Origin of the sequence: Paracoccus sp. Z118 (genome assembly GCF_019061185.1) — a bacterium.
GTDB lineage: Bacteria > Pseudomonadota > Alphaproteobacteria > Rhodobacterales > Rhodobacteraceae > Paracoccus.
This window is the reverse complement of the sequence record NZ_JAHQZU010000011.1, coordinates 1-22,402: the sequence shown is the minus strand read 5'-3', so window position 1 is coordinate 22,402 and position 22,402 is coordinate 1. Positions and strand designations below refer to the sequence as shown.

Sequence of the window (22,402 nt, the reverse complement as noted above, 5' to 3'; positions counted from 1 at the left end):
TGCCTTCATGGTCGCAAGCCGGGCGGGCCGGCGCAAGGGCAAGCTGCGGGCGATCGGCGAAAGCTCCGCCGTAGCGTCCGTTCAGACCCACTCGCGCGGATAGCGCGGGCCGAGCGAGGTCAGGATCTCGTAGCCGATCGTCCCCGCAAGCTCCGCCACGGCGTCCACGCCCTGCCGCTCGTCCAGCAGCGTCAGGGACTTGGGGATATCGGGCAGATCGGTCACGTCCACAGTCAGCAGATCCATGGAAACACGCCCGATCACCGGGCAGGCCCGCTCGCCCGCCCAGAGCCGCAGCGCCTTCCCCGACAGCGCCCGCAGGATGCCGTCGGCATATCCGGCGGCGACCGTGGCCACGCGGCTCGGGCGCTCGGCCGTCCAGTGGAAACCGTAGCCCACGGATTCGCCGGCCGCGACCGTCCGCGTCTGGATCACCGGCAGCGACAGTCGCACGGCCGCCCGCGCCTCGGCAAAGGGCAGCCCGCCGTAAAGCCCGATGCCGGGACGGATCAGATCGAAATGGTAGTCGGCGCCCAGCAGGATGCCGCCCGTGGCCGCGAGGCTGCGCGGGGCGCTGACACCTTCGGTCATCGCCCGGAACTCGGCCAGTTGCGCGGCGTTCGAGGGATGCTCCGGCTCGTCCGCATTGGCGAGATGGGACATCACCAGCGCGGGCCCCTCGCCCGCTTCGGTGACGGCCGACAGCGCCTCGGACCGGACGGCGGCCCATTCGGCCCGCTCCATCCCCAAACGGTTCATGCCGGTGTCGAGCTGGATGGCAAAGGCCCCCTTCGGCCGGGTCACACGGTCGCGGAAGAACTGCTCGGCGCTGTTCAGCACCGGAATGAGGCCGGTCAGGTCGTTCCCCGGCAGCGGCCCCGACAGCACGAATATCCGGGCGTCGTCGCCCAACAGGGGCCGGATCGCCCGCCCCTCGCCGGCCAGCGCCACGAAGAAATCCCGCGCCCCCGCGGCATAAAGCGCGGGCGCGATCTGCGCGGCGCCAAGGCCATAGGCATCGGCCTTGACCACGGCGCCGGGCCGGGCGTCCGGGGCCAGCGCGGCGAGGCTGCGCCAGTTGTCGGTGATGGCGGAAAGGCTGATCTGGAGTCCCATGCAAAGGGGCATGAACCCGCCCGCCGTTTTCGTCAAGGTTGCGGCGCACCTTGCCGGCATGGCCAGAGTTGGATTATTTGCCGGGCGGGCGACGCTACGGTTTGTTTATTGCGCGCCGCGCTGCAGCAAGTAGGTTGCGCGGCAAGCAACAGTGGGGGACGCGATGAAGGACATCCTGGAAGAGCTCGACCAGCGCAGGGCCGAAGCCAAGCTCGGCGGCGGCCAGCGGCGCATCGACGCCCAGCACGCCCGCGGCAAGCTGACCGCCCGCGAACGGATCGAGCTGCTGCTGGACGAGGGCAGCTTCGAGGAGTTCGACATGTTCGTGCGCCACCGCTCGACCGATTTCGGGATCGAGGCGGACCGCCCCTATGGCGACGGCGTCGTGACCGGCTGGGGCACGATCAACGGCCGCATGGTCTATGTGTTTTCGCAGGACTTCACCGTGTTCGGCGGCTCGCTGTCGGAAACCCACGCGCAGAAAATCTGCAAGATCATGGACATGGCGATGCAGAACGGCGCGCCTGTGATCGGCATCAACGATTCCGGCGGGGCCCGCATTCAGGAAGGCGTGGCGTCGCTGGCAGGCTATGCCGACGTGTTCCAGCGCAACGTGATGGCCTCGGGCGTGATCCCGCAGATCTCGCTCATCATGGGGCCCTGCGCGGGCGGGGCGGTCTATTCGCCCGCCATGACCGATTTCATCTTCATGGTCCGCGACACCTCCTACATGTTCGTGACCGGCCCGGACGTCGTGAAGACGGTGACGAACGAGGTCGTGACGGCCGAGCAGTTGGGCGGGGCTTCGACTCACACCAGGAAGTCCTCGGTCGCGGACGGCGCCTTCGACAACGACGTCGAGATGATGACCGAGATGCGGCGGCTGTTCGACTTCCTGCCGCTGTCCAACCGCGACAAGGCGCCGACGCGGCCGTTCTTCGACGATCCGCTGCGGATCGAGGAGTCGCTCGACACGCTGATCCCCGACAACCCGAACCAGCCCTACGACATGAAGGAGCTGATCCTGAAAGTCGCGGATGAGGGCGACTTCTACGAGATCCAGCGCGACTTCGCGGGCAACATCATCACCGGCTTCATCCGCATCGAGGGGCAGACGGTCGGCGTCGTCGCCAACCAGCCGATGGTGCTGGCCGGGGTGCTGGACATCGATTCCAGCCGCAAGGCCGCGCGGTTCGTGCGGTTCTGCGACGCCTTCAACATCCCGATCCTGACGCTGGTGGACGTGCCCGGCTTCCTGCCCGGCACCACGCAGGAATATGGCGGCGTCATCAAGCACGGCGCCAAGCTGCTCTTCGCCTATGGCGAGGCGACGGTGCCGAAGGTCACGGTCATCACCCGCAAGGCCTATGGCGGAGCTTATGACGTCATGTCGTCGAAGCACCTGCGCGGCGATTTCAACTATGCCTGGCCCACCGCCGAGATCGCGGTGATGGGCGCCAAGGGCGCGGTCGAGATCCTTTACCGCAGCGAGCTGGGCGACCCCGAGAAGATCGCGGCGCGGACCAGGGATTATGAGGACCGCTTCGCCAACCCCTTCGTCGCCGCCGAAAAAGGTTTCATCGACGAGGTGATCCAGCCCCGCTCGACCCGCCGCCGCGTCGCCCGCGCCCTCGCCAGCCTGCGCGGCAAGCAACTGACCAACCCCTGGAAGAAGCACGACAACATCCCGCTGTGATCCACGCGCCCGACCTCCTGCTGTTCACCGCCGCGCTCGCGGCAAGCGCCGACACGCTCGTGCCGGTGGCGGTGCCGTCAGGCGCGCAGGTCTGGTTGCAGGAGGTGCTGACCGACCGCGTGACCGGCGTCGGACTGGTCGCGCGGTTCCGCTTCGTCATGCCGGCACTGGCGGATCAGGTCCCGCCGGCCGAGCTTTACGCGCAGCAGGACTACGAGGCCGAACCCCTCAGCGACGAGGACATGGCGGCGCTCAACGACGGCTCGCTGACCGGCACCCCCTCGGACGAGGGAGCGCCGGTTTTCGAGGTGCTGCCGCCGGACACCCCGGCCCTGGATCTGAGCGGCGAGACGGCCCCCGCCGACGAAATCGCCGGCATCATCGCCGGCAGCGGCGAGATGATCCCCGAAGAGGCGTTCGACCTGCCGGTGGCGCCGATGCAGGGCATGGAGGGCACGGATGGCGGCGACATCCCGGTCCCCGCCGCGCCGGACATCCTCATGCAGGACCCCAACCACGCGGATGTGGTCTGGCTCTGCGAGAACGTCGCCCTGCCCCGCATCAAGGAACTGCCCGAGCGCCCGCGCCAGGTCGTCATCTCGCTCGCCTCGGCGGAAAGCGAGTTCGGCACCTTCGATCCGGGAATCGCCCAGCTGTTCGAGGGGTTCCGCATCCCTCCCGACCGCGACGCCTGCCTGTGGGAGCCCTGGTGATGCCGCATATCCGCCGTTTTCACGCCGCCTGTGATGCAGTCCTGCCACATCCGCATCGCCGCGGCATCAACGCGGTGGCCCGGCCCCGTGACGCGGCAAGCCGGCTCTGTATGATCGGGCACGCCCCGCACGTCGCGGGTCGCAATTCGAGCAGTCGGGGTCTGAAACCCTCGCCTTACAGGAGCTTACATCCATGTCCAAGAAAATCGCCCTCGCCCTGGTCCTCGCCGGTGTCGTCGCTGGCTGCGCCCAGCAGCAGCCCGATCCGGTCGTCGTTCAGCCGGTCACCGTCGAGCCCGTCTACACCGGCAAATACGGCAACTGAGCCTGACACCTGCGGGCCGGCCGGCAAGGCCAGCCCGCCTTCCGCGATGCGCCCGGCAACCATCGTCACCGGGGGCATCTCATGCTGAAGCATCGCGGATTTCCGGGGCGTCTGCCCTCGAGCGATTTCCAGTTCACCATCCGCCGCGCCAACACCAAGAAGGGCGCGACGAAGCTGGTCGCGCGTGAACGTTATCGCGACCGCCAGCCCGCCGACCGCCGCGCCGATGCCGGCTTTCTCGCGGCACTGATCCAGCATTTCGGGGACGAGCCGTTCCAGCGCGGCAATCTCGACGCGGGCCGGCTGTCCTGGCTGCTGGGGCGCGAGGTCGTCGCCGTGGGCAAGTTCGATCCGACCAGCTACGAACAGTTGCTGAAGGTCGATCTCAAGCGCGCCGAGGCGTCGTTTCCCGAATTGTTCGCCACGGACGCACCGCCCGACTTCGGGTGGGAAGCTGACGAGGACGATTGGGACGACGAGGATTCCGACGACGGTGACGACCGGAGATGACCGCCGCACGCGCGCGCGCGCCGTCCCGACCGACCCCTGTCAAGCGATTCGTCGGCGCCGGCTTCGCCGCCGCCCGGATGGGCGTGACTATGCCGATTCCGTCCCCCTCACCGGCTTGTCAGTTTGACCTAACCCGTTCAGATGACATACTCCCGTGGTGTTTAATCCAAACGGTCCGGAACCGGGCCCCGAATACAGGCAGACTGAAATGCAAACCAAATCCTTCGTCCGCATCGCTGGCGCCCTGCTGCTGGCCGGCGGCCTCTCGGCCTGCGCCCAGACCGGCTATTACGGCGGCACCGGCCTCTCGCCCGACGCGCAGCGCGCTGCGGGCGGCGCGCTCGCGGGCGCTGTCGTGGCCAAGGCGCTGGACGAAAAAGTCGCAACCGGTGCGCTCATCGGGGCTGCCGGCGGTGCGCTCTGCGACGACGTGGGCGTCTGCCAGTAATCCTCTCGTTCATGCCGCGCCCCCTTCACGGGCGCGGCATCACCGGAAACCTCTGGCTACCGGACAGCGTTCCAGGAACGACGCGTCCACTTGCGAGAAAGATACGAAATGTCCAAGAAACTGCTGCTCGTCGCCGGTCTCGGCGCCGCACTCATGGCTGGCTGCACCCAGAACATCCAGCCGACCGACCTTGACCGGGCCATCATCGGCGCGGGCGCCGGCTATGTCGTGCAGGACGTGCGCGGCAAAAGCGGAAGCGACCGTCTCAAGGGTGCCGCCGTCGGCGCCGTGGGCGGCGCGCTGTGCGACGACGTCCGTCTGTGCCAGTAACGAGCTGATCTTTCCCGCCGCCGTCGCGCGGCCGGACCTGACGCTTCATCATGGCCGCCCCGACGCATCCGCGCGGGGCGGCCTTTCCGTATCCATTCCACAGGGCAGCCCATGTTCAAGAAGATCCTGATCGCCAACCGCGGTGAAATCGCCTGTCGTGTCATCAAGACCGCGAAGAAGATGGGGATCGCGACCGTCGCCGTCTATTCCGACGCCGACCGCAATGCGCTGCACGTCAGGATGGCGGACGAGGCGATCCATATCGGTCCAGCCCCGGCGAACCAGTCCTATATCGTGATCGACAAAATCATGGACGCGGTCCGCCGCTCGGGCGCGGAAGCCGTTCATCCTGGCTACGGGTTCCTCAGCGAGAACATGAACTTCGCAGCCGTTCTTGAGAAAGAGGGTGTGGTTTTTGTCGGCCCGCCCTCGCCCGCGATCGAGGCGATGGGCGACAAGATCACCTCGAAGAAGCTCGCGCAGGAGGCCGGGGTATCCACCGTCCCCGGTTACATGGGGCTGGTCGCGGACGCCGACGAGGCGGCGCGGATCAGCGCCCAGATCGGCTATCCGGTGATGATCAAGGCCAGCGCGGGCGGCGGCGGCAAGGGGATGCGGATTGCCTGGAACGATCAGGAGGCGCGCGAAGGCTTCGAATCCTCGAAAAACGAAGCGGCGAACAGCTTCGGCGACGACCGTATCTTCATCGAGAAGTTCGTGACCGAGCCGCGCCATATCGAGATTCAGGTGCTCGCCGACCAGCACGGCAACTGCGTCTATCTGCATGAACGCGAATGTTCCATCCAGCGCCGGAACCAGAAGGTCATCGAAGAGGCGCCCTCGCCCTTCCTCGACCCGGAAACCCGCCGCGCGATGGGCGAGCAGGCGGTCGCGCTGGCCAAGGCGGTGGGCTATGCCAGCGCCGGCACGGTGGAGTTCATCGTTGACGCGAACAAGAACTTCTATTTCCTTGAAATGAACACGCGTTTGCAGGTCGAGCATCCGGTGACGGAACTCATCACCGGCATCGATCTGGTCGAGCAGATGATCCGCGTGGCGGGCGGCGAGAAGCTGCCCTTCACGCAGGATGACCTCAAGATCACCGGCTGGGCCATCGAAAGCCGCCTTTACGCCGAAGACCCCTATCGCAACTTCCTGCCCTCGATCGGCCGGCTGACCCGCTATCGCCCGCCGGTGGAAACCGCCGCCGGGCCGCTGGTCGAAGCCGACCGTTGGGTCCCGTCGAACCCCGATGTCGAGCCCGCGGAGGGCGATGTCGCCGTGCGCAACGACACCGGCGTCTATGAGGGCGGCGAGATCAGCATGTTCTATGACCCGATGATCGCCAAGCTCTGCACCTGGGCGCCGGATCGCGCGCAGGCGATCGAGGCGATGCGCGGCGCGCTGGACGGTTTCGAGGTCGAGGGGATTGGCCACAACCTGCCGTTCCTGTCGGCGGTGATGGACCATCCGCGCTTCGTCTCGGGCGACATCTCGACCGCCTTCATCGCCGATGAGTATCCCGAGGGGTTTCAGGGCGTGACCCTGCCCGACGAGGAACTGGCGCGCATCGCCGCCGCGAGCGCCGCGATGCACCGCGTGGCGGAAATCCGGCGCACGCAGATCACCGGGCGGCTGAACAACCACGAGCGCCGGGTGGGCGAGAACTGGGTCGTCACCATCGACCGGCGCGAGTTCCCGGTGCGCGTCAACGCCGACCGCGAGGGCTCGACCGTCGCCATCGGCGGGCAGGATCTGCGCGTCGAATCCGACTGGAAGCCCGGCATGTCGCTGGCCCGGCTGACCGTCGGGGGCGAGCCGCTGGTGCTGAAGGTGGACCGGATTCCCGCCGGCTATCGCCTGCGCACGCGCGGGGCCGACCTGAAGGTGCAGGTCCGCCGTCCCCGCGGTGCGGAGCTGGCACGGCTGATGCCCGAAAAGCTGCCGCCCGACACCTCGAAATTCCTGCTGTGCCCGATGCCGGGCCTGATCGTCCGCATCAATGTCGGCGAAGGCGACGAGGTGCAGGAAGGTCAGGCGCTCGCCACCGTCGAGGCGATGAAGATGGAGAACATCCTGCGGGCCGAGCGCAAGGGCGTGGTCAAGACCGTGAACGCCGCGCCGGGCGAAAGCCTCAGGGTGGACGACGTCATCATGGAGTTCGAGTGAGGTGAGCCCCGCCCTTTCCGCAGCCGGCCCGCGCCGTCGCGGAAGGGGCCGTCACGTCCGGGTCTTCGGGGCCGGCGTGGCGTCCACGATCTCGAACAGCGTCTCGGCCGGAACGGGGCTGGTGAACCGCCGCCGCTCGGTGCCGTCCTTGCCGATGAGCCGCACCTCGAACGGGGCGTCGCTGCCGAAATCGGTCAGCACGGGCATGTCGCGCTCGCCCAGACCGGGGGCATGGGCCTGCAGCATCCGCAGCTGCTCGGTGAACTGCGGGTCGCTTTCATCGGGGGCGGTGATCACGATCGGCCGGGCGCGGCCCAGCAGATTGTCGTTTTCGGCCTCGGCCACGGGGATGGTGACGATACGTTCCACGTCTGACACTCCTGACTGGTCGGGCGGGTCATTGCCCTGCCGATCCCATCCTGACGCGGAAGCCCACCGCTTCGCAAGGCGGCAAGGATGAACCCGCCGCTCGACCAGATCCTGTCGCCGCAGGCGCAGCAGGCGGTCATCGCGGGGCTGTTCGTGGCGCTCGGCTGGCTGGTCATCGCGTGGCAGAGCCGCAGGCGCGATGCGATGCTGCGGGCCGAGCGGGTGCGCGACGTGCAGCGCGCACTGTTCGCGGAAATCCGCGCCTACCTGGCCGTGCTGCAGCGCGACGATGTGGGACATTACGGCGCCATGATATCCGAACGCATCCTGTCGGAGCCGGGCTATTTCCCGGTCATCCCGACCGAGCGGAACGACGCGATCTTCCGCGCCATCGTGGGCGATATCCACGTCCTGCCGCGCGATACGGTCGATCCGGTGGTGCTGTATTACAGCCAGCTGAATGCCATCGTCGCGATGATCGACGATCTGCGGGCGCTGGACGTGCAGAAGATCGGGCCGGAACGCGCGGCGGCGATGTATCGCGATTACATCTCGATGAAGGTGGAGGCCGCGGAAATGGCGCAGACGGCGCTGGTTTCCATCCGCAACAACATGGACGGGCGCCAGAAGCGCCGCCGGTCCGTCAGTAACCCGGCCGCGGGCCGGTCCGGCCGGTGATCGGGGGCGGGTTGTAGGATGTGGTGCTCATCGCAAGGCTCCTGTTCCTGCAAGCGCAAGATAGGCACGATGCGCGGCGATTTCAACGCCGCCGTTCAGCCGTCCGAGGGGGCGCGCACCCGTTCGGACCGCGCCTCGGGGGTCTTGTCGATGGCCCGGCCGATCTCGCGCGGGGTCCAGGGGAAAGGCTTGCGCTCGATCACCATGCCCTGCTTGTCCAGCACAACCAGCGAAAAGTTGACCGGCCGCAGCCTGCTTCGCCATGCCGATTGCGCTGCGGGGTCGGCATCGACCAGCACCACCACGTCGCGCTGCGCCAGCGCCTGCGGATCGCGGCGCAGAAGGTCGATCTGGGTGACGAAGGCCGGATCGTCGGGGCTGGGCGCGAAGACAATCACCGGGCGGGCGTTGAACAGCAGTTCCTCGGGGCTGACATCGGCTGCGGCGTGTATCTCCAGCTGCGGCCGCGCGGGCGCCGGTTCGGGTTCGGCCACCACCGCCGGAGGGTCCGTGGCGCGCGGAATGGACACCGGAGGAGGAGGCGGCGTACCCGCCCCCATGCCGGCGACCGCTATCGCCGCCGCCAGAATTGCCCACCGCTTGTTTACCATTGCCGCCTCGCGTTGTTTGCACAGATATAGCGATGCGCCCGCCATCTGAAAGGACTATGCCATGACCGACCCCAAACCCACGCTCGACCAGTGGCAGGCGCTCGCCCGGAAGGAACTCAAGGGCAAGGACCCCGAAAGCCTGACGTGGGACACGCTCGAGGGTATCCCCGTCAAGCCTCTTTATACCGAGGCGGACACTGAGGGGCTGGACCACATGGGCAGCCTGCCAGGTCTTGCGCCCTTCACCCGCGGCCCCCGCGCCACGATGTATGCGGGCCGCCCGTGGACCATCCGCCAATATGCGGGCTTTTCCACGGCCGAGGAATCCAACGCCTTCTACCGCCGCAACCTCGCCGCGGGGCAGCAGGGCGTGTCGGTCGCCTTCGATCTGGCGACCCATCGCGGCTATGACAGCGACCATCCGCGCGTGGAAGGCGACGTGGGCAAGGCGGGCGTCGCCATCGACTCGGTCGAGGACATGAAGATCCTCTTTGACGGCATCCCGCTGGACAAGGTCAGCGTCTCGATGACCATGAACGGCGCCGTCATCCCGATCCTCGCGAACTTCATCGTCGCGGGCGAGGAACAGGGCGTGTCCCGCGCCCAGCTTTCCGGCACCATCCAGAACGACATCCTCAAGGAGTTCATGGTGCGGAACACCTATATCTATCCGCCCGAACCCTCGATGCGGATCATCGCGGACATCATCGGCTATACCTCGCGCGAGATGCCGCGCTTCAACTCGATCTCGATCTCCGGCTATCACATGCAGGAGGCCGGGGCGAACCTTGTGCAGGAACTGGCCTACACGCTGGCCGACGGGCGCGAATATGTCCGCGCGGCGATGGCCGCCGGCATGGACGTGGACGAATTCGCCGGGCGGCTGTCGTTCTTCTTCGCCATCGGCATGAACTTCTTCATGGAGGCCGCCAAGCTGCGCGCCGCCCGCCTGCTGTGGCATCGCATCATGTCCGGGTTCGGCGCGAAGAAGGAATCCTCGCTGATGCTGCGGACACATTGCCAGACCTCGGGCGTGTCGTTGCAGGAGCAGGACCCCTACAACAACGTGATCCGCACCGCTTATGAGGCGATGAGCGCGGCCCTTGGCGGCACGCAGTCGCTGCACACCAACGCGCTGGACGAGGCGATCGCGCTGCCGACGGACTTCTCGGCCCGGATCGCCCGGAACACGCAGCTGATCCTGCAGGAAGAGACGGGGATCGCCCACGTCGTCGATCCGCTGGCCGGGTCCTATTACGTCGAAAGCCTGACCGCCGAACTGGCCGAGAAGGCATGGACGATCATCGAGGAAGTCGAGGAAATGGGCGGCATGACCAAGGCCGTCGCGACCGGACAGCCCAAGCTGCGGATCGAGGAAACGGCGGCGCGGCGTCAGGCCATGATCGACCGCAGCGAGGAGGTGATCGTCGGCGTCAACAAGTATCGTAAGGACAAGGAAGACCCGATCGACATCCTCGACATCGACAACGTGGCGGTGCGCGCAAGCCAGATCGCCCGGCTCGAGCGCATCCGCGCCACCCGCGATCAGGGGGCCTGCGATGCCGCGCTGGCCGAGGTCTCGCGCCGCGCCCGCGAGGGTGGCAACCTGCTGGAAGCGGCGGTCGAGGCCGCCCGCGCCCGTGCAACCGTGGGGGAGATCAGCATGGCGATGGAGGACGAGTTCGGCCGCCACCGCGCCGAAGTGAAGACCTTGGCCGGCGTCTATGGCGCGGCCTACGAGGGCGACGAGGACTTCGCGCGCATCCAGAAGGACGTGGAAAGCTTCGCCGAGGAGGAAGGCCGCCGCCCGCGGATGCTGGTCGTCAAGATGGGGCAGGACGGCCATGATCGCGGCGCCAAGGTGATCGCCACGGCCTTCGCCGATATCGGCTTCGACGTGGACGTGGGGCCGCTGTTCCAGACCCCGGACGAGGCCGCGCAGGACGCCGTGGACAACGACGTTCATGTGGTCGGCATTTCGTCGCAGGCGGCCGGGCACAAGACGCTGGCTCCGCAACTGATCGAGGCGCTGAAGACGCGCGGCGCCGGGGACATCATCGTGATCTGCGGCGGCGTGATCCCGCAGCAGGATTACGATTTCCTGAAGCAGGCCGGGGTGGCCGCGATCTTCGGGCCGGGAACCAACATCCCCGTGGCGGCGCGAGAGATCCTCGGCATCGTGCGGTCCCACCGCGCGGCGTAAGAAGGCCGGATGCGGCCGCATCCGGCGTCAGGGGCTCTCGCCCTGCCCTTCTGTGCCGCCCTGAACCAGCCCCGCGCTCTTGATCGTGGCGTGGCAGGCCGTTCCCGGCGCAAGCCCCAGCGCCGCGACCGAGCGGCGGGTGATCCGCGCCAGCAGCGCCGCCCCGCCCGGCAGGCGCAGCTGCACCAGCACCATCGGCCCATCGCCCTCGATCCGGGAAACGGTCGCTGGCAGCACGTTCAGGGCCGAGCTGTCCTGCGGCGGCACCAGCGAGACGATCACCTCCGCCGCGCGGATGCGCACCCGCACCGGGTAGCCGACGGGCGCGGCAAGACCCGGCACCAGCAGGTCGCCCGCCGGTGAGGCGATGCGCGTCAGCCCGTCGCCCTCATGGCCCGCGACGCGGCCCGGCAGGACCGCGCCCACCTCGTCGCTGTCCAGCAGCGCGGCGGTGGCGGGATCGGACAGCAGGTCCTCCAGCGGTCCGGTGCGGGTGACGCGGCCCGCGTCGATCAGGACCAGCGTGTTGGCGAGCCGCGCGACCTCGGCGATGACGTGGCTGATATAGAGGATCGGGATCGCCGTCTCGCCCTGCAACCGCTCCAGATAGGGCAGGATCGCCGCGCGGCGGCGGTCGTCGAGCGCCGCCAGCGGCTCGTCGAGGATCAGCAGTTCGGGCCGCGACAGCAGCGCCCGGCCGATGGCGACGCGGGCCTTCTCGCCGCCGGACAGCAGCGCCGGGCGGCGGTCGAGCAGCCTGCCGATGCCAAGCAGATCGACGACATGGTCCAGCGTCGGGCCCTGCGCGCCGCGCGGCGCGAAACGGGCGCCGTAGGTCAGGTTCTGCCGCACCGTCAGATGCGGGAACAGCCGCGCCTCCTGAAAGACATAGCCGATCCGGCGCTTGTGGGGCGGCAGGAACGCGCCCGTGGCGCTGTCCATCAGCACCCGCCCCCCGATAACGATCCGACCCCGGTCGGGCCTGAGCAGCCCGGCGACGGCGTTGACGATCGTCGTCTTGCCCGACCCAGAGCGTCCGAACAGCGCCGTGACGCCGCCCGGCGCCTCGAACGCGGCATCGAGCGTGAAGCCGGGAAAGCCGTGCCGCAGCGAGACCGACAGCATCAGCGCCCCGCGATCCGGCGCGCGACTAGCCGCGACAGCCATTCCGACAGCGCGAGCGCCAGCATGGCGACGGCGAAGGACACGAGGACGAGCCGCGCCACCGCCCCCTCGCGCCCCGGCACCTGAAGAGCGGTATAGATGGCCGTGGGCAGGGTCTGGGTCTGGCCGGGGATGTTCGAGACGAAGGTGATCGTCGCGCCGAACTCTCCCATCGCCTTGGCGAAGGCCAGCACCGCGCCCGCGATGATGCCGGGCAGGATCAGCGGCAGCGTGACCGTGGCGAAGACCGCCAGCCGCGAGGCGCCCAGCGTCGCCGCCGCCGCTTCCAGCCGCGGGTCCACCGCCTCGACCGCCAGCCGGATCGCCCGGACCATCAGCGGAAACCCCATGACGGCGGCCGCCAGCGCCGCGCCGGTCCAGTCGAAGGCGAAGACGATGCCGAGGTTTTCCTCCAGCCACGCCCCGGCCCAGCCGCGCCGCCCGAAGATGATGAGCAGCAGGTAGCCCGTCACCACCGGCGGCAGGATCAGCGGCATGTGAACCAGCCCGTTCAGCAGCCCCCGCCCCGGAAACCGTCCGCGCGCGAGCGCGACCGCGCAGAGGATGCCCGGCGGCAGGCTGCACAAGGTCGCCCAGAACGACACCTTCAGCGACAGCGCAAGCGCCGTCGCCCCGTTCGGCCCCAGCCAGTCTGCCGCCGCTTCAAGCAATGCCCGTCATTGCCGTGCTGGCGGCTGGCTGAAGCCTTCGGCGGCGAAGATGGCGGTCGCCGCCTCGCCTTGCAGCAGGTCCAGAAACTCGCGGGCGGCGGCGCTTTCCGAGTCTGCGACGAGGGCGGCGGGATAGGTGATCGGGTCGTGGCTGCCACCCGGAAAGACGCCGACGACATGGACGCCCGGCTCGGCTTTGGCGTCGGTGGCGTAAACGATCCCGAGCGGCGCTTCCTGCGCGGCGACCAGCGCCAACGCCGCGCGGACGTTGTCGGCCTGCGCGACATCACCCTCCACATCGTCCCACAGGTCCAGCGAGGTCAGCGCCTGCTTGCCATAGACGCCCGCCGGCACGGAATCGACCAGCGCGATCGCCAGCTTGCCGCCGTTCAGGCCGCTGCCGAAGTCATGATCAGGGCCGATTTCCCCAGCCTCGCCCGCGCCCTCGCCCGGCGCGACCAGCACCAGCCTGTTGCCCAGCAGGTCCAGCCGGGTCGCCGGATCGATCGCGGCACTCTCTTCCAGCCTGTCCATCCACTCGACCGAAGCGGAGATGAAGATGTCGGCGGGGGCGCCCTGCTCGATCTGGCGGGCGAGTTGCGGGCTGCCGGCATAGGACACCACGGCAGTGTTGCCCGTGCCCGCCTGCCAGTCCGCGACGATCGCGTCCAGCGCGGTCTGGAGGCTGGCGGCGGCGAAAATCGTGATCTCCCCGGCGGCGGCCGGCGTTGCGGCGAGGATGGCGGCCGTCAGGGCGGCGGCGGGAAGGCGCATCGGGAACCTCTGGAGTGGCGGTCGCAGGCAGTTAGACAGACCGCGCCTTCTGCGGCAAGCGCTATTTCCGTTCGGACATATCGGCAGCGGCAAGCGCCGCGATATCACCCGCACCGGCCCGCTCCGCCGCGTCCTGAATGGCGCGGAACCGGGCCAGCACCTCCTGCCCCAGCGGCGTCAGCGCCGCGCCGCCGCCCTGCGCCCCGCCCCGCGCGCTTTCCACCAGCGGCTCGCGGAACATGGCGTTCAGGGCCTCGACCAGCGTCCAGGCGCGCTTGTAGCTCATCCCCATGCGCCGCCCAGCGGCCGAGATCGAGCCGGTTGCGGCGATCAGCGCCAGCAGGTCGGCCTTGCCCGGCCCCATCCAGCGCTTGTCATCGAGATAGAGCCGCAGCCGCAGCGGGCGGCGCGAGAGCAGCGGATCGCTCATGCGGTCAGCGCCCGGATCGCGGGGGTGAGCGGAACGGGGTCCGGGTAGTCGGGCGCAACCTCCTCCGCCCGATCCAGGGCCGAGCGGATGTCGAACGCGCCCGCCGATTTCAACCCTTCCAGCACGTCCCACGACACCGGCACCGCGACCGTGGCGCCCGGACGCGCGCGCAGGGAAAACGGAGATACGGCAGTCGATTGCGGCTGATTCCTCAGCCAGTCTATGAAGATCCGGCCGCGCCGCTTTGCCTTGGACATGACGGCGACGAACCGCTCGGGCTCCTCGTCGGCCAGCACGGTGGTCAGGGTCCGGGCGAACAGCGTCGCGGTTTCCCACGGCACGGTGCGCTTGATGTCGCAGACGATGTGGACGCCCTTGCCCCCCGTCACCATCGCCCAACTCGGAAGGCCCAGAGTCTCCAGCCGGTCGCGCAGATCGAACGCCGCCCGCTTCACCTCGGCCCAGCCCAGCCCCTCGTCGGGGTCGAGATCGAAGACCAGCCGGTCGGGGCGGTCGGGCCGGTCGCGGTGGACGCCGCGCATGTGGTATTCGATCACGCCCATCTGCGCCCCGGCGACCAGCCCGGCGGCATCGCGGATATAAAGCGCGGGCTCGTCCTCGCCCTCGATCTCGGTCTGCCGGATCTGAGCCGGAAAGCCCTTGCCCGCGTGTTTCTGAAAGAATGACTCGCCCTCCAGCCCCTCTGGCAGCCGCACCAGCGAGAGCGGGCGATCCTTCACATGCGGCAGCATCAACGGCGCGGCGGCCTCGTAATAGGCGGCGACGTCGGCCTTGCTCACCTTGTTCTTCGGATAGACCAGCCGCGCGGGGTTCGAGATGGCGATACCGGCGATGCGCAGCGTGTCGCCCTTGCTTGGGGCCACGCGGACGACCGGGGTGGGTTTTCGGGCAGGTTCCGGCATCTTGTCCTCGCGCAATCCCTGAAAGCTTGCATGACGCAGCCGCCCGTCGCCAGTGATGTCGGCATAGCGGATCTCGGCGCTGACCACCGGCTCGACCCATTTCGCGCCGCGCGCCTCGGGCTTGGGCACCTCCAGCGCGGGTTTGGGGCGTGCGTGGGGGGCGAGCGCGGCCGCCACCTCGTCCAGCGCCGAGGCATCGAATCCGGTCCCCACCTTGCCGCGATAGAACAGCGTACCATCCTCGGCACGGTCGGCCAGCAGCAGCGAGGAAAAGGGCCGCCCCGGCGAGTCCGAGGGCAGCCAGCCGACGATCAGGTAGTCGTCGCGCTTTTCGCACTTGGCCTTGCGCCAGCTGTCCCCGCGCCCGGAACGGTAATGCGAATCGATCCGCTTGGACACGATCCCCTCGCCCCGCGCATCGCAGATCGCCTGAAGCGCAGCGAGCCCGTCGCCCTGAACGGCCAGCGACTGCTCGATCAGCCCCATCGGAGGGACATCGGCCAGCAGCTTCGCGAGCGCCGCCTGCCGGTCCTTCAGCGGCTGGCGCTTCAGATCCGTGCCGTCCAGATGCAGCAGATCGAAGGCGACGAAGGCGAAGGGCCCGCCCGCCTTGATCGCCTGCTGAAGCGCCGTGAACCCCACCTGCCCTGCGCCTGCGGTGATCTCTCCGTCGATCAGGGCGGAGCGGACGGGCAGCTCCTCGAAGGCGGGCAGCAGCGGGGCGAAGCGGTCCGACCAGTCCAGCCCGTTGCGGGTGCGGATGATCGCGCCGCCCTTGCCGATCTCGACGAGGCCGCGATAGCCGTCGATCTTGATCTCGTGCTGCCAGCCTTCGCCCACCGGCGGGCCGTCCACGAGCTTCGCGAGCATCGGTTCCACCGGCTTCGGCCGCGCCAGGCGATCCGGGCCGAACGGCACGGGCGGGCCATCCGAGGCGATCGCCGCGAAATCCCGGTTGGTGGAAATGCTGGTGCGGTAACGTTCCACGGGATCCGGCTGATGGGCCGCGCCATCTTCCTGCTTGATGAGCAGCCAGTTCTCGCGCTTTTCGCCCGGCTTGCCCTTGATCCGCACCAGATCCCACGCGCCGGTCAGCCGTCGCCCGTAAAGCTGCAAGCGCAGATGGCCCTTGGATAGCCCATGCTCCACATCCGCATCGGGCCGCCACGCGCCGATATCCCACAGCATCACCGTGCCCGCGCCGTATTCGCCCCTGGGGATCGTGCCCTCGAAGGTCAGATAGGGCAGCGGGTGATCCTCGGTCCTGACGGCGAGGCGCTTGTCCGCCGGATCGAAGGACGGGCCGCGCGTTACGGCCCAGCTCAGCAGCACGCCATCCCATTCCAGCCGCAGATCCCAGTGCAGCCGCGTCGCGTCGTGGTTCTGCATCGAATAGCGCAGCGCCCCGGCCGAGGGGGTGCCCGCGTCGAACGGCTCGGCGGTGCGGCCGGGGTCGCGCTTGGCGCGGTAGGTGTCGAGCCGCGCCAATCAGCCCGCCTTGCGGGTCGTCCCGCGACGGCTCGCCGTGCCGCGCTTCGGTGCGGGCTTTTCCGCGGGCTCCTCCCCCTCCTCGGCCTTGGCGGCGGTCTTGCGCGTGCCGGAGCGGGATTTCGTCGCCTTCGCCGCGGTCTTGCCCCCGCCGCCCGAGGCTTTGAGGCTTTCCCGCAGCGCCTGCATCAGGTCCACCACGTTGTCGCCGGACGGGCGCGACTCGCCCTCGGTCGTCACGCGGGGCGCGCGGCCCTTGCGCTTGTCCTCGATCAGCGAGCGCAAGGCCTTGTCGTAGTGGTCGGTGAAGACGGCAGCGTCGAAGGGGGCGGTCTTCTTCTCGATCAGTTGCTCGGCGACGGCCAGCAGGTCCTCGTCGGCCTCCTCGTCCTCGATGGACGCGAACAGCGGCTCGGCGTCCTTGATCTCGTCGGCGTAGAACAGCGTCTCCATCAGCAGCCCGTCGCCGCAGGGGCGCACGGCGCACAGCTTCTCGCTGCCATAGATCGTCAGTTGCCCCAGCCCGACCTTGCCCGATTGCCGCATCGCATCGCGCAGCACGCGGTAAGCATCCTCGGCCAGCTCATCCGTGGGCACGATGTAATAGGGCTGGTCGTAATAGAGCGGGGAGATCTCGTCCTGACCGACGAACTGCACCAGTTCGAAGGTCTTCTTAGTCTCCAGCTTGATCGCCTCGATCTCTTCCGGCTCGATCAGCAGGTATTCGTTGTCACCAAGGGCATAGCCCTTCATGATCTCGTCCTTGTCCACCGGCCCGATCCCGGCGACGGTCTTTTCATAGCGGACCGGCTTGCCCGAGGGGCCGTGGATCTGGCGGAAGCTGACGCGGCGCGCGGTCTTGGTCGCGCTGTGAATTTCGACCGGTATCGCCACCAGCGACAGCCGCAACTGCCCTTTCCAGATCGCCCGAGACGCCATCGCATTATCCCCCTGCTGGGCAGGGAACGCGCGGGAACGGGCCGGGGTTGCGGGACGGGGCAGGAAATCTGCGTGTTAACGGGCGGTTCCGGTGGCTTCGTCGTCCTGAAGCAGTTCCTCGGCCTTGTCGGCCAGCGACTCGGCGCGGGCGGCAAGCTCGGCCATGACCTCGCCGATCTCGACCGGGATCACCGGGACCTCGACCCGCGGCGGGTTGGACTTCAGCCGCGCCAGCTCTCGTTCGGCGCTCGCCGCCCGGTCCTCCAGCGCAGAGGTGCGGTCGGCCAGCATCAGCCCCGCGAGCAGCAGCAGCCGCGGCTCGGGCATCCGGCCGGTCTGATCGAGGATCTGCCGCGCTTCTGCATCCAGCATCCCGGCGGCGCGGCGCAGCAGCTTTTCCTCGCCCTCCTGGCAGGAGAGGGTGTATTCCTTGTGGCCGATCCTGAAATCAACATTGGGCATCAGCGCAGCTCTCCTTCCAGGTCGTCGTCTTGCGTCTCCGGGTCGCCGTCGTCGTCGTCATAGACCCCGCCGAACAGCGAGACGTCGTCATCGGGAATGTCCTCGCGCTCGACGGTCAGCTCGTGGTCCCCGGCCTTTTCTGCGGGATCAGCGTCGCCGATCACGGCATCGGGCTCGGAAACTTCCGTGGCGGTGGCGAGGCTGGGGGCATCGGTCGCCGCCGCACCCTCCGCGCCGTCGCGGGCAGCAGCAGCCGCCGGGACGGCCGCTTGCGCGCCTTCCCGGACGGGCTTGCGCGGCTTCGGCGCGGGTGTGCCGAGCATCCGGTCCAGCGCGTCGAGGATCTCGCCCATCTGCGCGATCTCGGCCGCCCGCGCCCCGCGGAGCGATTCCACCTCCGCCTCAAGCGCGGCGCGGAAGGCGGCCTCGCCCTTGCCCGGCCAGTCGCCGGCGGCATCCATCAGCGCCCGGTTGGCCGCCGTGAGCCCGTCATTGGCCGCCGCGAGCCGCGCCGCATGTTCGCCCGCGCCCGCCAGCCGCTCCTGCGTCTCGGCCAGCCGCGCCCGCATGGCGTCGAGCGTCGCCGCCTGCCGGTCGTGCAGCGCCGCAAGATCGTCGGAAAGCTTGCGGTTCTCGGCCTGCATCGCGGCAAGGCTCGCTTGAGCGCCCGCCGTCGTCACGGTCGGGGCGGCAGGCGCCGGACGGCTCCGCAGCCGCTGCAGGTCATCCCCTGCCCGCTCGACGGTGAAATCCAGCCGGTCCAGAGCCGAAATCAGGCGGCGTTCGCTGGTCGAAAGGTCGCTCATGCGCAGTCCCCGGTTGTCCAGCCCGTTTGTGACACCGGCGGCGCAGCCTGGCAAGCTGTTGCGGCAGCCCGGCTTTCGGGCGGGAATGAAGGCGCGATCCGCGGCCCGCACCCCGCCGGGGCGGCAGTCCCTGCCGGGACAACGAAAGCTTTCGCCGCAAGCGCCCAATTCCCCCTTGCGCCCCGTTGCGCCTTTGTCTACATCGCCCCCCACACGGGCCAGCGGCCCGGCCGGCGCTGTGGTAGCTCAGTGGTAGAGCACTCCCTTGGTAAGGGAGAGGTCGAGAGTTCAATCCTCTCTCACAGCACCATGATTCCCCGTTGATCTTCAAGAACTTCCTGATTTATCAGGGTTGTGGCCTGCCTTACTGGTACACAGGGCGGGTACACATGGGCTTACGAATGGCGACTCCTTGGAAGCATCCCGACACTGGCGTGTTCTACCTGCGAGAACGCGTACCGGCTGCACTCGTCACCAAGGCGAAGGGCCGGGTCGTGACGCTCAGCTTCAATGGCCTGACCGCCACGGTTAAGCTGGGGGCTTGGGCCAAGGCATCCTTGCGGACCAAGGACATTGCCACGGCAAAGGAACGCTTCAGGGAGGCTACAGCAGCCCTGCAAGAGCATCTGCGGCTGATCCAGCAAGCAGCCGAAGATGGACCTGTGCGGCTTACCCAAAGGCAGACGGAAGCCCTTGCAGGGGAATACTACCGCGACCTGTGCAGTGATACCCACGAGAACCCCGGCGATCCTGATGACTGGGAAAATCAACTGTCTGCCCTTCATGATTTGGGCGAGACGGCAGAGGGCCGGGAAGGGCTGCACGGAAGGTCAGCCGATCACATCCTTCAATCCCGTGGCCTGAACATCGACGTGGTTTCACGCACGGCCCTGCTCACAGCGATGCACGAGGCACTTGTACAGCACGGGAAGTATCAGCAGCGCAGGGGTGGCGGCGATTACAGGCCCGATCTGCGGGCAGACCGTTTCCCGACCTTCGAGAATGGGGCGACCAGCGACAGCACCAAGTCCAGCAAGAAGCCCAGCGCAGACAAGGCCACGGGGCCGACCCTGACAGGGCTGTTCGAGGCGTGGGAGAAGGACGCCAAGACCAAGGGCGTTACAGCCAGCACCATTCGGGACTTCCGGCAGAAGGTGAATGACCTGATCGCTTTCATCGAGCATGACCGGATCGGGGACATAACCCCGGAGGCCATCGTGAAATGGACCGACCACCTGCGGGATGGGCGGGGGCTGAACAGCAAGACCATAGGGCAAAAGTATCTGGCGGCAGTCAAACGCATGTTCAGCTATGCCAAATCCCGCGCCATGGGCCTAAGCGACCCGACCGAGGGCATTGTGATAGAGACCGCCAAGCGCGTGGTGAACCGGGAGAAGGGCTATTCCGACCAAGAGGCCAAGCAGGTTCTGGCAGCAGCCAAGGCGGGTGTAGGCATTTCGGACAAGATGGCCGACCACACCAAGCGGGCTATCCGCTGGGTGCCATGGGTATGTGCCCATTCCGGGGCGAGGGTGACGGAGATCGTCCAGTTGAGACGGGAGGACTTCCAGACCATTGAAGGCGTCCCATGCATCCGGATCACACCTGAGGCCGGATCGGTCAAGACAAAGCAGTTCCGCACCGTGCCCCTTCATCCCCAGCTTGTCCAAGAAGGACTGCTTGAAATGGTCGAGGGCCTGCCCACCGGCCCCATCTTCTACGCGCCAGGCACAGGCCCCCAAGGTATCAGCGGACGACTTGGAACGTGGGTCAAGGAACACGCGAAGGTTTCCGACGAGGACTTGCAGCCGAACCACGCATGGCGGCACAGGTTCAAGACGCTTTGCCACGATCACGACATCGCACAGGAGTGGGCCGATGCCCTGCAAGGCCATGCGAACCCGAGGGCAGCGGAGCGCTACGGTGACCGGAAGGTGAACGCCAAGTATCGGGAAATCTGCAAGCTGCCCCGGTATGAGTGGCCGAAATGACTTTGGGGCGCTTGTTCTCAATCCCTGCAATGCACCCCGGATGTTTCCGCCACGAATTCGCAAGCCCACATCAGATAGAGGAAACGGGCACCTTCCCCCGGTGGCCCCGACCGATAGAAATGATGACGGCCTGCCCAATCACGGGAAGCAAACGCTGTCACAGCTGAGACCGACCAGCCCAGCACCCTTCATGTGCCCACACGAAGCCATTTGTTTCTCTTGAAGTTAGCAGCCCCCGAGCTCGATCCTCGGACCTGGGATTGGTGGAGGGCTGACCCTTCGCGACTTCGTCGATAGCTACCATCAATTCCTGCTCGGTCAGCGCAAAAGAACTGGCATTAGCTAGGCAATAGTGTTTGGGGGCGGCGCTTGTCTGGAAGAAAAAAATATAATATTATCCCAAGCTACGCTGATGGAAAAATCAATGACGCAGAATACTGATGCACCACGCGCCAGCTCTCTAGGAGTGGCTGTGCTCCATAATCACTGGATAAAGGCAGACAGCATTAACTACCATCTGCGACGATCTCTGCGGCTCGGGCCCAAAGTAGAATCAGGAATGACGGATGATCTGAATGCGTTGGCGCAAACAATTTCTGCTATGCATGTTCTGAGTGTCTGGTATGGGCTGCTTTGGGTTGTCGTCGAAGGATATAGAGAGCTAAAGCTGACTGATAAAAAGATAGATGAGCTACTTGCCAGCGATGATATGATTGGTTCTTTTCGTCGATTTAGAAACGCGGTCTTTCATTTTCAAGAGGAGCCCCTCAGTCCCAAGCTGATGGATTTTATCACCGCTCCGGCTAGTGAAAGGTGGGTAAACGAACTTAATAGATCGTTTGATCGATTCTTTTCAGAAACACTAAATCTTAAGGAAGTGGCAGCCCAAATTAAAGCGGATCATAACGATCTTGCCTCAGGCGAAAATAACTGAATTATTAATGACATAAAAAGCTGATCTGCTAAGCTGGCCATGACGTAATCGCCCTACCTGCGTCGGATCATGGCATCAGGGTCAAGAACTTGAGGCATGGGTTCTTCGCTCGCGCCTGCCAGTTCCTCTCGCAAGGTCTGCAGCATTGAGCGGAGGATGAAAAATGCTCTCACGTAATCATGAAGCTGGTAGGAATTCCAGCAATACCGAGAGTCGCCGCCAAACTCACCAGTCCTGAGAAACTGATTCTTCTTTGTATCATAGATGGACGGCGCAAGGAAAAAGCCCTGTCTACTTGTGCCATCTGAAACATGATGTAGGTTTGTCGGCGTGCCATGGGCGATCTTGTTCCTGATCTCCGCTGCTTTCTTACAGAGCCGTATCCAGCCAATAACAGCTGCTCTCTGCCGCTCATTTTCCAAGAACGACTCTGCTGCTTCAGTGGCCAAATCTATCTTCACGTTGAATGAGGAGGTTGCGCCAATTATCCTTCCCATGCGAGAGTGCTCATGCAGACGAGCGCCGCACAGTTGATCAAATAGAAGCACAACTTCATCTGTAAGCGCCACGGCGCTCTCCTCCTGCCGCTGCTGATCTGATCGGTCCATTCTCCGCGGGTGGGCATGGCGCGAAGGAGTTGGTTTTGGAGATA

At 66.7% G+C, this 22,402-nt stretch carries 23 protein-coding genes and 1 tRNA gene; 12 read left to right on the top strand and 12 right to left on the bottom strand.

The features are described from left to right. Positions 1–81: 81 nt before the first annotated feature. Positions 82–1,116, bottom strand: a complete 1,035-nt coding sequence (alr, locus tag KTN05_RS10770; protein WP_217329409.1) for an alanine racemase — start codon at positions 1,114–1,116, stop codon at positions 82–84. Positions 1,117–1,279: 163 nt separating this feature from the next. On the opposite strand from alr, the gene KTN05_RS10765 reads away from it, so the two are divergent. The 7 genes from KTN05_RS10765 (at position 1,280) to KTN05_RS10740 (ending at position 7,307) form a co-directional block, all read left to right on the top strand. After that, positions 1,280–2,812, top strand: coding sequence for an acyl-CoA carboxylase subunit beta (locus tag KTN05_RS10765; protein WP_217329408.1), 1,533 nt, complete (start codon positions 1,280–1,282; stop codon positions 2,810–2,812). Then, a complete protein-coding gene (locus KTN05_RS10760) occupies positions 2,809–3,525 on the top strand; it encodes a DUF6497 family protein (protein ID WP_217329407.1) in 717 nt (238 codons plus the stop codon). The genes KTN05_RS10765 and KTN05_RS10760 overlap by 4 nt, the downstream gene beginning before the upstream one ends. A 193-nt stretch (positions 3,526–3,718) precedes the next feature. Next, entirely contained in the window at positions 3,719–3,850 is a 132-nt protein-coding gene (locus KTN05_RS18455; RefSeq protein ID WP_256449504.1) for a hypothetical protein, read from the top strand. 81 nt (positions 3,851–3,931) lie between these two features. Next, positions 3,932–4,360 (top strand): hypothetical protein, encoded by a 429-nt coding sequence (locus KTN05_RS10755; protein ID WP_217329406.1) that lies wholly within the window; start codon positions 3,932–3,934, stop codon positions 4,358–4,360. A 208-nt stretch (positions 4,361–4,568) separates the two neighbouring features. Next, on the top strand, positions 4,569–4,808 hold the full coding sequence (locus tag KTN05_RS10750; protein ID WP_217329405.1) for a hypothetical protein: 240 nt from the start codon (positions 4,569–4,571) through the stop codon (positions 4,806–4,808). Between the two features lie 108 nt (positions 4,809–4,916). Next, positions 4,917–5,138, top strand: a complete 222-nt coding sequence (locus KTN05_RS10745; protein WP_217329404.1) for a hypothetical protein — start codon at positions 4,917–4,919, stop codon at positions 5,136–5,138. 111 nt (positions 5,139–5,249) lie between these two features. Then, positions 5,250–7,307 carry an acetyl/propionyl/methylcrotonyl-CoA carboxylase subunit alpha gene (locus KTN05_RS10740; RefSeq protein ID WP_217329403.1) on the top strand — a complete coding sequence of 686 codons (2,058 nt, stop codon included), beginning with the start codon at positions 5,250–5,252 and terminating at the stop codon, positions 7,305–7,307. Positions 7,308–7,358: 51 nt separating this feature from the next. On the opposite strand, the gene KTN05_RS10735 is transcribed toward KTN05_RS10740, so the two are convergent. Continuing rightward, positions 7,359–7,676 carry a DUF4174 domain-containing protein gene (locus KTN05_RS10735; RefSeq protein ID WP_217329402.1) on the bottom strand — a complete coding sequence of 106 codons (318 nt, stop codon included), beginning with the start codon at positions 7,674–7,676 and terminating at the stop codon, positions 7,359–7,361. An 87-nt stretch (positions 7,677–7,763) separates the two neighbouring features. Here KTN05_RS10735 and KTN05_RS10730 point away from each other — a divergent pair, with 87 nt between their 5' ends. After that, positions 7,764–8,354 carry a hypothetical protein gene (locus KTN05_RS10730; protein ID WP_217329401.1) on the top strand — a complete coding sequence of 197 codons (591 nt, stop codon included), beginning with the start codon at positions 7,764–7,766 and terminating at the stop codon, positions 8,352–8,354. Between the two features lie 95 nt (positions 8,355–8,449). Here KTN05_RS10730 and KTN05_RS10725 read toward each other — a convergent pair whose 3' ends face one another. After that, the gene (locus KTN05_RS10725) at positions 8,450–8,884 is read right to left on the bottom strand and encodes a DUF4174 domain-containing protein (protein ID WP_371823336.1); all 435 of its coding nucleotides are present in this window, start codon (positions 8,882–8,884) and stop codon (positions 8,450–8,452) included. A 142-nt stretch (positions 8,885–9,026) separates the two neighbouring features. On the opposite strand from KTN05_RS10725, the gene scpA reads away from it, so the two are divergent. Further along, entirely contained in the window at positions 9,027–11,168 is a 2,142-nt protein-coding gene (gene scpA, locus KTN05_RS10720) for a methylmalonyl-CoA mutase (RefSeq protein ID WP_217329400.1), read from the top strand. Between the two features lie 27 nt (positions 11,169–11,195). On the opposite strand, the gene modC is transcribed toward scpA, so the two are convergent. The 8 genes from modC to KTN05_RS10680 form a co-directional block, all read right to left on the bottom strand. Continuing rightward, positions 11,196–12,335, bottom strand: a complete 1,140-nt coding sequence (gene modC / locus KTN05_RS10715; protein WP_254368133.1) for a molybdenum ABC transporter ATP-binding protein — start codon at positions 12,333–12,335, stop codon at positions 11,196–11,198. Continuing rightward, entirely contained in the window at positions 12,293–13,003 is a 711-nt protein-coding gene (modB, locus tag KTN05_RS10710) for a molybdate ABC transporter permease subunit (RefSeq protein WP_217329399.1), read from the bottom strand. The genes modC and modB overlap by 43 nt, the downstream gene beginning before the upstream one ends. A gap of 6 nt (positions 13,004–13,009) precedes the next feature. Beyond that, positions 13,010–13,777, bottom strand: a complete 768-nt coding sequence (gene modA, locus KTN05_RS10705; protein WP_217329398.1) for a molybdate ABC transporter substrate-binding protein — start codon at positions 13,775–13,777, stop codon at positions 13,010–13,012. A gap of 61 nt (positions 13,778–13,838) precedes the next feature. Then, entirely contained in the window at positions 13,839–14,207 is a 369-nt protein-coding gene (locus KTN05_RS10700; protein ID WP_217329397.1) for a winged helix-turn-helix domain-containing protein, read from the bottom strand. Continuing rightward, a complete protein-coding gene (gene ligD, locus KTN05_RS10695; RefSeq protein ID WP_217329396.1) occupies positions 14,204–16,618 on the bottom strand; it encodes a DNA ligase D in 2,415 nt (804 codons plus the stop codon). Before ligD ends, KTN05_RS10700 begins: the two co-directional genes overlap by 4 nt. Further along, positions 16,619–17,557 carry a Ku protein gene (locus tag KTN05_RS10690; RefSeq protein ID WP_217329395.1) on the bottom strand — a complete coding sequence of 313 codons (939 nt, stop codon included), beginning with the start codon at positions 17,555–17,557 and terminating at the stop codon, positions 16,619–16,621. 75 nt (positions 17,558–17,632) lie between these two features. After that, positions 17,633–18,019, bottom strand: a complete 387-nt coding sequence (locus tag KTN05_RS10685) for a cell division protein ZapA (RefSeq protein WP_217329394.1) — start codon at positions 18,017–18,019, stop codon at positions 17,633–17,635. After that, positions 18,019–18,825, bottom strand: a complete 807-nt coding sequence (locus tag KTN05_RS10680; protein WP_217329393.1) for a hypothetical protein — start codon at positions 18,823–18,825, stop codon at positions 18,019–18,021. The genes KTN05_RS10685 and KTN05_RS10680 overlap by 1 nt, the downstream gene beginning before the upstream one ends. A 235-nt stretch (positions 18,826–19,060) precedes the next feature. On the opposite strand from KTN05_RS10680, the gene KTN05_RS10675 reads away from it, so the two are divergent. The 3 genes from KTN05_RS10675 (at position 19,061) to KTN05_RS10665 (ending at position 21,750) form a co-directional block, all read left to right on the top strand. Beyond that, positions 19,061–19,135: transfer RNA gene (locus KTN05_RS10675), tRNA-Thr, on the top strand. Positions 19,136–19,145: 10 nt separating this feature from the next. Continuing rightward, entirely contained in the window at positions 19,146–20,816 is a 1,671-nt protein-coding gene (locus KTN05_RS10670) for a site-specific integrase (protein WP_217329392.1), read from the top strand. Between the two features lie 424 nt (positions 20,817–21,240). Continuing rightward, positions 21,241–21,750 carry a hypothetical protein gene (locus KTN05_RS10665; RefSeq protein ID WP_217329391.1) on the top strand — a complete coding sequence of 170 codons (510 nt, stop codon included), beginning with the start codon at positions 21,241–21,243 and terminating at the stop codon, positions 21,748–21,750. A 53-nt stretch (positions 21,751–21,803) separates the two neighbouring features. On the opposite strand, the gene KTN05_RS10660 is transcribed toward KTN05_RS10665, so the two are convergent. Beyond that, positions 21,804–22,402, bottom strand: a 599-nt coding sequence (locus KTN05_RS10660) for a hypothetical protein (protein ID WP_217329390.1), incomplete at its 5' end; no start/stop codon positions are given.

What these genes read in the sequence shown, in the direction of transcription:
- KTN05_RS10755 (WP_217329406.1), top strand. Translation starts at nt 3,932, where the DNA reads ATGCTGAAGCATCGCGGATTTCCGGGGCGTCTGCCCTCGAGCGATTTC.
- modC (WP_254368133.1), bottom strand. Translation starts at nt 12,335, where the DNA reads ATGGCTGTCGCGGCTAGTCGCGCGCCGGATCGCGGGGCGCTGATGCTG.
- KTN05_RS10740 (WP_217329403.1), top strand. Translation starts at nt 5,250, where the DNA reads ATGTTCAAGAAGATCCTGATCGCCAACCGCGGTGAAATCGCCTGTCGT.
- alr (WP_217329409.1), bottom strand. Translation starts at nt 1,116, where the DNA reads ATGGGACTCCAGATCAGCCTTTCCGCCATCACCGACAACTGGCGCAGC.
- KTN05_RS10730 (WP_217329401.1), top strand. Translation starts at nt 7,764, where the DNA reads ATGAACCCGCCGCTCGACCAGATCCTGTCGCCGCAGGCGCAGCAGGCG.
- KTN05_RS10700 (WP_217329397.1), bottom strand. Translation starts at nt 14,207, where the DNA reads ATGAGCGATCCGCTGCTCTCGCGCCGCCCGCTGCGGCTGCGGCTCTAT.
- modA (WP_217329398.1), bottom strand. Translation starts at nt 13,777, where the DNA reads ATGCGCCTTCCCGCCGCCGCCCTGACGGCCGCCATCCTCGCCGCAACG.
- KTN05_RS10665 (WP_217329391.1), top strand. Translation starts at nt 21,241, where the DNA reads ATGACGCAGAATACTGATGCACCACGCGCCAGCTCTCTAGGAGTGGCT.
- KTN05_RS10745 (WP_217329404.1), top strand. Translation starts at nt 4,917, where the DNA reads ATGTCCAAGAAACTGCTGCTCGTCGCCGGTCTCGGCGCCGCACTCATG.
- KTN05_RS10765 (WP_217329408.1), top strand. Translation starts at nt 1,280, where the DNA reads ATGAAGGACATCCTGGAAGAGCTCGACCAGCGCAGGGCCGAAGCCAAG.
- KTN05_RS10685 (WP_217329394.1), bottom strand. Translation starts at nt 18,019, where the DNA reads ATGCCCAATGTTGATTTCAGGATCGGCCACAAGGAATACACCCTCTCC.
- KTN05_RS10690 (WP_217329395.1), bottom strand. Translation starts at nt 17,557, where the DNA reads ATGGCGTCTCGGGCGATCTGGAAAGGGCAGTTGCGGCTGTCGCTGGTG.
- scpA (WP_217329400.1), top strand. Translation starts at nt 9,027, where the DNA reads ATGACCGACCCCAAACCCACGCTCGACCAGTGGCAGGCGCTCGCCCGG.
- KTN05_RS18455 (WP_256449504.1), top strand. Translation starts at nt 3,719, where the DNA reads ATGTCCAAGAAAATCGCCCTCGCCCTGGTCCTCGCCGGTGTCGTCGCT.
- KTN05_RS10750 (WP_217329405.1), top strand. Translation starts at nt 4,569, where the DNA reads ATGCAAACCAAATCCTTCGTCCGCATCGCTGGCGCCCTGCTGCTGGCC.
- KTN05_RS10680 (WP_217329393.1), bottom strand. Translation starts at nt 18,825, where the DNA reads ATGAGCGACCTTTCGACCAGCGAACGCCGCCTGATTTCGGCTCTGGAC.